9 protein-coding genes are annotated in these 12,184 nt (G+C 56.2%); 5 read left to right on the top strand and 4 right to left on the bottom strand.

Features of this window, described 5'->3' with window-relative positions; translation table 11 throughout:
- Positions 1-47: 47 nt before the first annotated feature.
- The 3 genes from N7650_RS19615 to N7650_RS19605 form a co-directional block, all read right to left on the bottom strand.
- Positions 48-371 (bottom strand): hypothetical protein, encoded by a 324-nt coding sequence (locus N7650_RS19615; RefSeq protein WP_010951457.1) that lies wholly within the window; start codon positions 369-371, stop codon positions 48-50.
- 117 nt (positions 372-488) lie between these two features.
- Complete coding sequence (locus N7650_RS19610; protein WP_003253420.1) at positions 489-1,163, bottom strand: heavy metal response regulator transcription factor; 675 nt, start codon at positions 1,161-1,163, stop codon at positions 489-491.
- Positions 1,164-1,651: 488 nt separating this feature from the next.
- Positions 1,652-2,995 carry an OprD family porin gene (locus tag N7650_RS19605; RefSeq protein WP_003253422.1) on the bottom strand — a complete coding sequence of 448 codons (1,344 nt, stop codon included), beginning with the start codon at positions 2,993-2,995 and terminating at the stop codon, positions 1,652-1,654.
- A gap of 403 nt (positions 2,996-3,398) precedes the next feature.
- Between N7650_RS19605 and N7650_RS19600 the strand changes: the two genes are divergently transcribed.
- The 5 genes from N7650_RS19600 to N7650_RS19580 all read left to right on the top strand — a co-directional run bounded on the left by N7650_RS19600 (position 3,399) and on the right by N7650_RS19580 (position 11,861).
- Positions 3,399-4,670 (top strand): TolC family protein, encoded by a 1,272-nt coding sequence (locus N7650_RS19600; protein WP_010951456.1) that lies wholly within the window; start codon positions 3,399-3,401, stop codon positions 4,668-4,670.
- Between the two features lie 68 nt (positions 4,671-4,738).
- Positions 4,739-5,989, top strand: a complete 1,251-nt coding sequence (locus N7650_RS19595) for an efflux RND transporter periplasmic adaptor subunit (RefSeq protein ID WP_010951455.1) — start codon at positions 4,739-4,741, stop codon at positions 5,987-5,989.
- A gap of 24 nt (positions 5,990-6,013) precedes the next feature.
- Positions 6,014-9,175, top strand: a complete 3,162-nt coding sequence (locus N7650_RS19590; protein ID WP_010951454.1) for a CusA/CzcA family heavy metal efflux RND transporter — start codon at positions 6,014-6,016, stop codon at positions 9,173-9,175.
- A gap of 162 nt (positions 9,176-9,337) precedes the next feature.
- Positions 9,338-9,661: a DUF2790 domain-containing protein gene (locus tag N7650_RS19585; protein WP_003253432.1), complete on the top strand. Its 324-nt coding sequence runs from the start codon at positions 9,338-9,340 to the stop codon at positions 9,659-9,661.
- A gap of 202 nt (positions 9,662-9,863) precedes the next feature.
- Positions 9,864-11,861 carry a heavy metal translocating P-type ATPase gene (locus N7650_RS19580; protein ID WP_010951452.1) on the top strand — a complete coding sequence of 666 codons (1,998 nt, stop codon included), beginning with the start codon at positions 9,864-9,866 and terminating at the stop codon, positions 11,859-11,861.
- Positions 11,862-11,953: 92 nt separating this feature from the next.
- Here N7650_RS19580 and N7650_RS19575 read toward each other — a convergent pair whose 3' ends face one another.
- Positions 11,954-12,178 carry a hypothetical protein gene (locus N7650_RS19575; protein WP_010951451.1) on the bottom strand — a complete coding sequence of 75 codons (225 nt, stop codon included), beginning with the start codon at positions 12,176-12,178 and terminating at the stop codon, positions 11,954-11,956.
- Positions 12,179-12,184 lie beyond the last annotated feature (6 nt).

The following is a 12,184-nucleotide window of genomic DNA, read 5'->3' as shown; positions in this document are numbered from 1 at the left end:
AACCCTCACCCATACACAACCATTAATGGACTGGCCCGCCTTCGACTTTATGAAGAAGGCGAGCGAGCACGTGACTGATTGCGCATGTATTCCGAGATGAGACTTTCGAAATTGATGTCCGCCTCCTCAACGAGAATATTGACGTGACAGTACAGCTCTTCAGGACCTCTGAGATAATTGAAAATCCTTGATCTAACGATGCCGCAAACCCCTTCTTTGACCGCCGTAGAGGGGAGGTTGATAACATCGCCAACGCACGGGATAAGAGCTAGGCCATGGTCGCTGTTGAAGACAATGTCAGCTGGACAGGCATCAATGCTGGCATCGGATTGTCCTTGCGAAACCTGCTGATAATCAATGCTATACCTCATGTACAGCCTACCTCATTTGTTGAGTGAGGAATCAGCGCCGCGGATCGTAAACAGAAACCTCAAGTTCGCAAGCGACGGGAGCATGTAGCGGATTTTCGGTACTAGAGAGCTTGGCAACTATCGTTTTTCAAGCACATACCCTACGCCCCGAAGCGTATGTATCAGTTTGGTCTCGAAAGGGTCATCTATCTTGGCTCTGAGTCTTCGAATCGACACCTCTACAACGTTTGTGTCGCAGTCAAAATTCATATCCCAAACCTGCGAAATAATTTGGGTGCGGCTCAGCACCACACCGGTATTACGCATCAGGTAATGCAGTAACGCGAATTCTTTCGTGGTCAGGTCAATGCGCTGACCGTCCCTGAATGCCCTGTGCCGGCTCTGATCAAGCTCCAGGTCAGCGACGCGAATGACCTCTACGGATGCAGGGTGATCTGACCTGCGCATCAAGGCGCGAACCCGGGCCAGCAGCTCAGGGAACTCAAATGGCTTGATCAGGTAGTCATCTGCTCCGTTCTCCAGCCCCCGGACCTTATCCGCCAGCCGGCTTCTCGCCGTCAGCATCATGATACGGGAAGGGCAGTTTTTACGACGCAACAACTCAAGGACCTGCCAACCGTCCATCTCTGGCAGATTTATATCCAGGATAATCAGCTCATATTCGTGCTGCTTAGCCAAGAATAATCCATCTGACCCGGTGTGGACGCAATCTACGACATAGCCACATTCCGTCAGACCTTGACGCACATACTCCGCAGTTTTTACTTCATCCTCAATTACCAGAATTCGCATGGGATTTTGTCTCGATATCACTGAGCAATTAACCGCGCACGCGCGCCGGCATTATTGAAAGGGATGGTAAATCAAAATGAGCGTGCCGGGGCTCAAATGACGGATTTGTAATTTCTAGGTAATACAGTTGATAGTCTGGCGGTATATCTTGTCGCGGTTTGGGTTTGACAGTTGCGGGCCCTCTCTCCAGCAGGTGATTTGACCTTATGAAGTATTGGGTTATTTTCTTCTTTGTGCTGGCTTCGTTCCGCTCAGATGACGGCGAGGTCGCTCACATTGAAGAGACTGGTCATTGGTGTAGTCATGAACTTCACCGGCATGCGATGCGTACAATCGAACGCCTACTTGAATTTTAGGCAAAAAAAGGCGCCCAATGGGCGCCAAATATCCACCTTTTACCAAAGGAGCACTTAAGCCACTCAAGGTGAATTCGTAATGCTCGTTTTACTAATAGGACCAGTTAATGAATAACTGGTCCAGTTAGCGAATTACAGAATCGAAAGCGGGTACTCAATGATCACACGGGTTTCATCCAGATCCGATTCGAATGCAGTGGCACGTGTGGTTGCCTGGCGCAACCGGAAGGACAGATCTTTTGCTGGACCGGTTTGGACAACGTATTTGACTTCGACGTCACGCTCCCAACGCTTCTGATTGTCGAGCGGGTTGCCGTTGTCATCAGTGCGCATGTAGAACTGGTTAGCGTTCGAGTAATCCGCGCCCGAGCCTCTGGCGTAGCGGGTCATGAACGTCAGGCCTGGAATGCCGTAGCTGGTGAAGTTCAGGTCATAGCGCAGCATCCAGGAACGCTCTTTCGGCGAGTTGAAGTCGCTGTACTGGATGGAGTTGTCGACGAAAATCGAGTCCGACTGACGCAGGTAGTCAAAATCGTCGTCGCCGTTGTTGCGCTGGTGCGACAGGGCTAGGGTATGGGCACCGTAACGCACGCCGACCTTGGCACTCCAGATGTTGTTGTCGAATTCACCCAGGCGCTTCTTACCTTCATCTACGGCTTTGTAGTAGTTGAAGCCACCGATCAGCGCCAGATCGTCGCTCAGCGGGTAAACCACGCTGGTGCCGGCGTAGTACTGATTCCAGACGTCTTTCAGCTGGCTGGCGTAGACGCTCACAGTCCAGTTGTCGTTGATCGAGTAGTCACCGCCACCGTAACCGATCCATGGCGAGTTGACCGGGCCGCCGTAGAACGTCACGAAGTTGTCGTTCAGGTTGCTTGAGACCGGCTGGCTCATCGCATGCAGACGACCACCCTGCAGGGTGAGGCCTTGGATGCTGGTGTTCTCAACGGTCACGCCGCGGAAGCTTTCTGGCAGCAGGCGAGAGTCGCCGGATGCAACGACCGGAGTCGATGGGAAAACATCACCTACTTTCACGATGGTATCGAACAAGCGGACTTTGGCTGCGCCGCCGACCTTGGTGTATTCGTCGCGAGCTTCGCCCTTGTTATCAACGGGTAGCACGTCGAAGGAGCTACGGCCGCCGTTGCGCCCATCACCGGTGTCGAGCTTGAGGCCGATCATGGCGAAGGCATCAACGCCAAAGCCAACGGTTCCCTGGGTAAACCCAGAGTTGAATTTGCTGATGATCGCGTGCGCCCAGGCTTCGGAGTAGCCGTTGGTGTTGCCCTTGCCACTGTTATAAGTGGGGGCAGTGCTGTCGCGGTTATCACGGTTGAAGTAGAAGTTACGGTTCAGCACTGTAAGGCTGCTGCCTTCAATGAAGCCTTCTGGCTTGTCTTCTGCCTGTGCCGAAATAGCATAGCTTCCAGACAGCGCAGAAACTGCCGCCAAATACAGTGGTACTTTGATTTTCATCCGATGCTCCTTTGATTCACGGCAGTTTTTATTATGTTTACCGGCGCGGGTGTCGTTAATTGTTCTGACCAGGCGGCGCGCCTAGCGTAGCGCGAGCTCATATTTGCAGGCCGAAGATAACGGGGGGGTGATAGGAAAATTACAATTTCGTCATCTACCTGTTGTTCGGGCCTTCGCACCGCGTGTTTGCCATCTCCGTTGCTTGTAACGAAATCATCGTGTCGGGTTTGGTTTCCCAGTATTTTCGGGCATTACAGGACATTCTTACGGAATTGTAATTTTCTAGCCACCCCTCTGATAGCTACCGCTCATTAGAGTGCCATCACCTAATCAAGTGGGGCTTGGCAGCTGTTTCGGCGTTCTCGCCAAGCTTTATCGAAGTTTGTGCACGAGGACCATCAAAGTGCCCCGGTATAACCGCAATGTCTTACCCAAGACCCCCGTCTCGCCCTGGAAGATCGCTGCACTCTGTGCAGTCATCTCTGGGTTGATGGCGCCTGCAGCCCTTGCCCAAAGCATCAGCTTGCCCCAGGCGCTTTCGACGGCCATGGATGCCAACCCAGACCTGGCCGCGGCCAGGCAAGAAATTGGGATCGCTGATGGTGCTCGCAAGCAGGCCGGGCTTATCCCCAACCCCACAATCTCGTATGACGTGGAAGACACCCGTCGTAACACCAGCCAGACGACTGTCTCTCTCAGCCAGACCCTTGAGCTGGGCGGTAAGCGGGGGGCTCGTGTTGACGTCGCCACATACGGGCAGACCGCCGCACAGCTTGAGTTAGACCGTCGCGTTAACGGCCTGCGTGCAGATGTCGTCCAAGCCTTTTACGCCGCGTTGCGGGCCCAGACAGGTCTCGACCTGGCCAAGCAATCTCTCGAACTGACTGAGCGCGGTCTTCGCATCGTCGATGGCCGTGTTCGCGCAGGTAAGTCGTCCCCAGTGGAGGCGACCCGCGCTCAAGTGCAACTGGCCGAAGCCCAGCTGCAAGTTCGACGTGCAGAAACGGAAAAAGCGACCGCTTACCAACAGCTCGCTCAAATTACCGGGAGCTCAGTCACCGTGTTTGATCGACTCGAATCGCCAACCCTCTCCCCGGGCTTGCCACCTCGCACTGAAGATCTGCTGGCTAAGCTCGACCAAACAGCAGAAATGCGTCAGGCCGTGGTGCAGATAGACAAGAGCGATGCCTCGCTCGGCTCAGAGAAAGCTCAGCGTATCCCGAACCTTACTGTCAGTGTAGGTAGCCAGTACGACCGCTCTGTGCGCGAGCGGGTCAACACTGTGGGCCTGTCTATGCCTTTGCCGCTGTTCGATCGTAACCAGGGCAACATTCTTTCCGCTTCTCGTCGTGCAGATCAGGCCCGGGACCAGCGCAATGCTGTTGAGCTGCGCCTGCGCACCGAAACCCAAACCGCGTTGAACCAATGGTCCACCGCCATGCAGGAGGTCGAGTCCTACGACAAGACCATTCTGCCTTCAGCCCAACAAGCCGTAGAGACCGCAACCCGCGGCTTCGAGATGGGCAAATTCGGTTTCATCGAAGTGCTGGATGCCCAGCGCACCTTGATCGTCGCTCGTGGCCAATACCTCGAATCGTTGGCAGCGGCGACCAATGCGCGTGCGCAGGTGGAAAGGGTTTATGGCGAAGTCGGCTCAACCGCCGGCACTCGCTGAACGGGCCAAACATTTTCTTCGGCACACAGCCTTGAACAAGCCGGTGCCTACGATCAGCAGGAGTAGCAATGGATAACAAACGCAAGATCGCCCTCGCGGTAGCCGCTGTGGCAGCCCTCGGATTTGGCAGCCTTGCCTGGAACAACAGTTCCGGACAGCAGGCCGCCAGTACTGCCGAGCATGGCGCTAACGATGGCCATGGCGACGAAAAGAAAGCCGCATCTGCCGCCAAAGAGGAAGGTGATGAGGGCCATGGTGAAGAAGGCCACAGCGAAGAGGGCGGTGAAGAAGAGGGCAAGCTGACGCTCAGCGCTGAACAGATCAAGGCCGCTGGTGTTGCCCTGGAAGCTGCAGCGCCTCGTGACCTCGGTACCGTCGTGAGCTTCCCTGGCGAAATTCGCTTCGACGAAGATCGTACTGCCCACGTGGTTCCTCGTGTTCCTGGCGTTGTTGAGGCTGTCCAGGCCAACCTGGGCGAGACGGTCAAGAAAGGGCAAGTCCTCGCGGTAATCGCCAGCCAGCAGATCTCTGACCTGCGCAGCGAACAACAGGCCGCACAGCGTCGCGTCGAACTGGCGCGTGTGACCTTCGAACGTGAGAAGCAACTGTGGCAGGACAAGATCTCTGCAGAGCAAGACTACCTCCAAGCACGCCAAGCGCTGCAAGAAGCGGAGATCTCCTTGGCCAACGCCAAGCAGAAGGTCGGCGCAATCGGTGCCTCGGTTAACTCCGTTGGCGGTAATCGTTACGAGCTCCGCGCTCCCTTCGACGCCGTGGTAGTGGAGAAACACCTGACCGTCGGCGAAGTCGTCAGCGAGGCGACCAACGCCTTCATCCTTTCCGACCTGAATCAGGTCTGGGCGACCTTCGCAGTTCCGCCGACAGATCTGGGCAAGGTCACGACTGGCCGTGCAGTGAAAGTCTCTTCGCCTGACATGAACGTCGAGGTCGAAGGGAAGGTGGGTTATGTCGGCAGCCTGCTGGGCGAGCAAAACCGTGCAGCTACTGTCCGCGTCACCTTGACCAACCCCAACGGCGCCTGGCGTCCAGGCCTGTTCGTAAACATTGCGGTCACCTCCCAGACCGATCGAGTTGCCGTAGCGGTCCCTGAGCACGCTGTGCAGACCGTTGAAGACAAACCTTCGGTATTCGTACGCACCCCAGATGGCTTTGACACCCGCCCGGTAAAACTGGGTCGCCGCGACAATGGGTACGTGGAAATCATCGACGGTATTGAAGCCGGCGCCCAGGTAGCAACCAGTGGCAGCTTCACACTCAAGTCCGAGCTCGGCAAAGCTTCTGCCGAACACGGTCACTGATGCGAACTGACAGGATGATTTCTCATGTTTGAACGTATCATCAGATTCGCCATCGAGCAGCGCATCGTAGTAATGATCGCCGTTCTGATCATGGCGGGTATCGGTATCTACAGCTATCAAAAGCTGCCCATCGATGCGGTACCCGATATCACCAACGTCCAGGTGCAGATCAACACTGCAGCGCCTGGTTACTCGCCCTTGGAAACCGAACAACGGATCACGTTTCCAGTTGAAACGGCCATGGCCGGTCTCCCGGGCCTTCAGCAGACCCGTTCCCTGTCTCGCTCTGGCCTGTCTCAGGTCACCGTGATCTTCAAGGATGGCACTGACATCTTCTTTGCCCGCCAGTTGATCAACGAGCGGCTGCAGGTTGCGAAGGAACAGCTGCCAGAAGGTGTAGAGGCCGTCATGGGTCCGGTATCTACCGGCCTCGGCGAGATCTTCCTGTGGACTGTTGAAGCCGAAGATGGCGCGGTCAAAGAGGACGGTACGCCGTACACCCCGACCGACCTGCGCGTGATCCAGGACTGGATCATCAAGCCTCAGCTGCGTAACGTCCCGGGTGTGGCCGAGATCAATACCATCGGCGGTTATGCCAAGCAGTTCCTGGTTGCGCCGGATCCAAAGCGCCTGGCTACCTACAAGCTGACACTCAATGACCTGGTCGCAGCGTTGGAAAGTAACAACGCCAACGTCGGTGCCGGCTACATCGAGCGTAATGGTGAACAGTTGCTCATCCGTGCACCGGGTCAGGTAGGCAATATCGAAGACATCGCCAACATCGTGATCACCAGTGTGGATGGTGCACCGATTCGCATCAGCAGCGTTGCTGACGTCAGCATCGGTAAAGAGCTCCGTACAGGTGCTGCTACTGAGAACGGCCGCGAAGTCGTGCTCGGTACCGTGTTCATGCTGATTGGTGAAAACAGCCGCACCGTATCTCAAGCTGTCGCCGCCAAATTGGCGGACATCAACCGCACCCTGCCAAAGGGCGTGGTGGCTGTGACTGTTTACGACCGTACCAACCTGGTTGAAAAAGCCATCGCGACGGTGAAGAAGAACCTGGTGGAAGGCGCGATCCTGGTTATCGCCATTCTGTTCCTGTTCCTCGGCAACATCCGTGCGGCTCTGATCACCGCGATGGTGATTCCGCTGTCCATGCTGTTCACCTTCACAGGCATGTTCAACAACAAGGTCAGTGCCAACTTAATGAGTTTGGGGGCACTCGACTTCGGCATCATCGTCGACGGTGCCGTGGTTATTGTAGAAAACGCGATCCGTCGACTGGCTCATGCGCAACATAAGCATGGCCGCATGCTCACCAAAACCGAACGCTTCCACGAGGTCTTTGCCGCGGCGCGAGAAGCTCGCCGGCCGCTGATCTTCGGTCAGCTGATCATCATGGTGGTGTACCTGCCGATCTTCGCCCTCACCGGCGTCGAAGGCAAAATGTTCCACCCGATGGCCTTCACCGTTGTGATGGCGCTGCTGGGTGCAATGGTCCTGTCCGTTACCTTTGTTCCTGCAGCTATTGCCATGTTCGTCACTGGCAAGGTGAAGGAAGAGGAAGGCGTGGTCATGCGCACAGCTCGACTGCGCTATGAACCGGTTCTGCAATGGGTGCTGGGACATCGGAACATCGCTTTCTCGGCCGCAGTAGCCTTGGTCGTGCTCAGTGGTTTGCTGGCAAGTCGTATGGGTAGCGAGTTCATCCCAAGCCTCAGTGAGGGTGACTTTGCGATGCAGGCCATGCGTGTGCCTGGAACGAGCCTCACTCAATCTGTCGAGATGCAGCAGCGTCTGGAGAAAGCGGTGATTGCGCAGGTGCCTGAAGTTGAGCGGATGTTCGCACGCTCGGGTACCGCAGAAATTGCATCTGACCCGATGCCGCCGAACGCCTCTGACGCCTACATCATGCTCAAGCCTCAGGATCAGTGGCCTAACCCGAAGAAGCCTCGTGATGAGCTGATTGCTGAAGTGCAGAAGGCCGCAGCGGGTGTTCCAGGAAGCAACTACGAGTTGTCGCAGCCAATCCAACTGCGTTTCAACGAGCTGATTTCGGGCGTGCGTAGTGACGTCGCTGTGAAAGTCTTCGGCGATGACATGGACGTGCTCAACAACACCGCCAACAAGATCGCGGCAGCGCTCAAAGCGGTCCCGGGCTCATCGGAAGTGAAAGTTGAGCAGACATCCGGCCTGCCGGTGCTGACCATCAACATTGACCGCGAAAAAGCAGCACGCTACGGCCTGAACATCGCGGATGTTCAGAACTCGATCGCTATCGCCGTGGGTGGCCGTCAGGCCGGCACGCTGTATGAGGGCGACCGTCGGTTCGACATGGTAGTACGCCTACCAGAGACCGTTCGCACCGACGTAGCGGGTATGTCCAGCTTGCTGATCCCGGTACCTGCCAATGCGGCACAGGGTGCCAATCAGATCGGCTTCATCCCGCTGTCCCAGGTCGCCAATCTGGACCTGCAACTGGGCCCGAACCAAATCAGCCGCGAGAACGGCAAACGTCTGGTTATCGTCAGCGCCAACGTTCGAGGCCGCGATCTGGGGTCCTTCGTTGAGGAGGCGACCGCATCGCTGGACAAGAAGGTGCAAATCCCTGCGGGCTACTGGACGACTTGGGGGGGCCAGTTCGAGCAGCTGCAGTCGGCTGCCAAACGCCTGCAGATCGTTGTTCCAGTCGCCTTGCTGCTGGTCATGACCTTGTTGTTCCTGATGTTCAACAACCTGAAGGACGGCATGCTGGTCTTCACCGGTATTCCATTCGCACTCACCGGTGGTGTTGTGGCGTTGTGGCTGCGGGACATCCCACTGTCGATCTCGGCAGGTGTCGGCTTCATTGCACTGTCCGGCGTTGCAGTACTGAACGGCCTGGTGATGATTGCCTTCATCCGCGGGCTAAGGGAGGAGGGACGAACGCTCAGACAGGCAGTCGATGAAGGTGCATTGACCCGTCTGCGACCTGTTCTGATGACAGCCTTGGTAGCGTCCCTGGGCTTCATCCCGATGGCTTTGGCCACCGGCACCGGTGCCGAAGTTCAGCGGCCATTGGCGACGGTGGTGATTGGCGGGATCCTGTCCTCCACCGCACTGACCTTGCTGGTACTGCCTGCCCTGTATCACTGGGCACACCGCAAGGATGAAGACGGCGACGAGGCCGAAGTGGTTAGCTAACAGCCTCCGCTAAAGAGAAGCCCACAACACGTGTTGTGGGCTTTTTTGTTTAAAGTGAAGTAGATGCACTTACCTTTCAAAATTGTAAGTTTCTCGTCATGCCGGTGATGCCTATGCATTGCTAAGGTTACGCCCGAGAAGTTTTGAAATTGAGAGGGTTTTATGAAAAAGCTAATTATCGCTGCTGCACTTGTTGTTTTCTCGGTGGCTTCGCAGGCCAACACTTTCTCCGAGAGCAAGCAGCTTCAATACACCAAGGAACACCAGACCGCAGTGGCCAAGTACGCGGAGAAAAATGGCAAGCCAATGCCAGAGATTCAGGATTACAAATATGGCATGAAGATAGACGTTGCGAAATTCGTACGTCAGTCGCAGGACCCCCGTACCTGCCAGGTCTATCCACGGTTGATGACCTTCGAGGACTCCCAGGGCACGCTCAAGACTGTTCGTTACTCGATGTATTCGCAATGCATCAACAACAAGTAGTAAACGATTTGAACAGAACAATTAGAGAATTCATAAATGCCAGGCAGTGCCTGGCATTTTTTATTACGCCCGATACCCCATAGCTTCGAAATGTTAACGCCTGGGCTCGGGCAAACCGTGCAATAGATCTTAGCCAACCAACAGAGACGGCTCCCCAACTGCAGAGGGCAATTGGAAGCCTTGACCCCAGAAGGGACGAGTTATGAAGAGTTTGCTTGAACGCCCTGATGACCAAGCCGGGCATGAAGGTCATAGCCATGAGCATGGCGGCATTTTTGGAATGAACACAGAGCTGATTTTCGCGCTGATCTGTGGTGCTCTCCTGGGTGCCGGAGCTCTCGCAGGAAAACTTGGCCTGATTGATCGTCTGCCTCTGATTCTGTACGTGTCGGCCTACGTGTTCGGTGGATGGTTCACCACTAAGGAAGCGGTTACCAACATCCGTCAGAAACGCTTCGAGATCGACTCGCTGATGCTTCTCGCCGCAGTCGGTGCCGCGAGCATCGGCGCCTGGGCGGAGGGGGCTCTGCTGCTGTTCCTGTTCAGTCTGGGGCATTCCCTTGAAAGCTACGCGATGGGGCGGGCCAAGAAAGCGATTGAGGCACTGTCCAAGCTCGCACCAGCCACCGCGATCGTACGCAGAGCAAATGGCACGGTGGAGATGCCCGTGGAGCTGCTGGTTCCCGGTGACGTTGTCATCGTGCGCCCCAATGACCGCCTGCCGGCCGATGGTTTTGTAGTCGTAGGCTCCTCAAGTATCAACCAGGCGCCAGTAACCGGTGAGAGCGTCCCCGTGGACAAGCAACCTGTTCCTGATGCCGAACTCGCACGCAGCAAGCCAGATGCAGTGGATGCAGCCTCGAAAGTCTTCGCCGGTACCATCAATGGCGAAACGCTCATCGAGGTTGAGGTAACACGGCGCTCTACGGAGAGTACCTTGGCGCGGGTCATCAAGATGGTCAGTGAAGCCGAAGTCAGGAAGTCACCGACCCAGCGATTCACGGACCGCTTCCAACGCATATTCGTCCCGTTGGTTTTACTGCTGGTAGTCGGGCTGCTATTTGCCGGCATTTTCCTTGACGAGCCGTTCCGTGACTCGTTCTACCGGGCGATGGCCGTACTGGTTGCAGCCAGCCCCTGCGCGCTCGCGATCGCTACACCAAGCGCCATTCTCTCTGGCATCGCCAGGGCAGCCCGAGGTGGCGTGCTGATCAAGGGCGGTGCGCCACTTGAAGAGCTTGGATCATTGAATGCCATGGCATTCGACAAGACCGGTACCCTGACCGAAGGGCGCCCACGTATCACCGATGTAATACCCATAGGCGGCACGCAGATCGAGGATCTGCTAAACGTCGCCATCGCTGTGGAGTCGATGAGCGACCATCCGCTGGCTGCGGCAATTGTGCGTGACGGTGAAGAGATGATTGGCACACGGCGCCGATTCCAAGCCAAGAACATGAGCAACATGATTGGCCGCGGCGTGCGTGCTGAGCTTGATGGGCAGTTCGTCTGGATTGGCAAGGTCGAGATGTTCGGTACCAATGGTATTCCCGCACTCAGCAAGGCAGCCCTGGAGGCTGCGGAGCGTCTACGTCAGTCAGGCCGTACCACCATGGTGGTACGGCGTGCTGACAAGGATCTGGGCGCTATCGGGCTATTGGACACACCCCGGGAGGGGGCCAAAGAGGCACTCCAGAAGCTTAGAGAGATGGGCATCGAACGCATGGTCATGATTTCTGGAGACCACAACCGCGTTGCAGAGGCTGTAGCCAAACAAGTTGGCTTAGATGAAGCGTGGGGAGACCTGATGCCGGAAGACAAGGTCAAGGCCATCAAAAACCTGCGCCTTAGCGCCAAGGTGGCCATGGTGGGTGACGGCGTCAATGATGCCCCTGCCATGGCCAGTTCGAGCGTTGGTATCGCAATGGGGGCTGCTGGATCTGATGTTGCCCTGGAAACGGCTGATATCGCGCTTATGGCTGACGACATCAGGCAACTCCCATTTGCGGTGGGGCTGAGCCGTCACACGCGATCGATCATCCACCAGAATCTGTTCGTCAGCTTGGGGATTGTGGCCATCCTGGTTCCGTCCACCATCATGGGCTTGAGCATTGGTGCCGCTGTTGCGATCCATGAGGGCTCCACACTGTTGGTCGTCTTCAACGCCTTGCGCCTGTTGGCCTACCGCAGAAGCACCTGATCCCTGAGCTTCAATCATGAAGCTAAGCAGGGAAATGACCTGAAGTAGAAGTACGGGTCGTGCGCGATCAGCGCACGACCCGTACTTTTCTCTCACTCGTCGATCCCGATGCGCTTGAGGCTTTCAAGGGCCTTTCCGCACTCAGGTGAGCCATGCCGTAAGCCGCAGGCCAATGCAGCTTTGAGGCTCATGACACCGGCTACGAAACCGACTTGATTGCCGACTCCGTGTCCGTCCGCAAATCCCTGATCATACGCAATCTCGACAAGCGCATTGATCGCCGCCAGGGTGTCCTGTTTGTTTTTACTCTTTTGCATATCTAC

Origin of the sequence: Pseudomonas sp. GD04058 (assembly GCF_029836855.1) — a bacterium.
Lineage (GTDB): Bacteria > Pseudomonadota > Gammaproteobacteria > Pseudomonadales > Pseudomonadaceae > Aquipseudomonas > Aquipseudomonas bharatica.
Note: the sequence above shows the minus strand (reverse complement) of the source record. Positions and strands in the feature narration are given on the sequence as shown.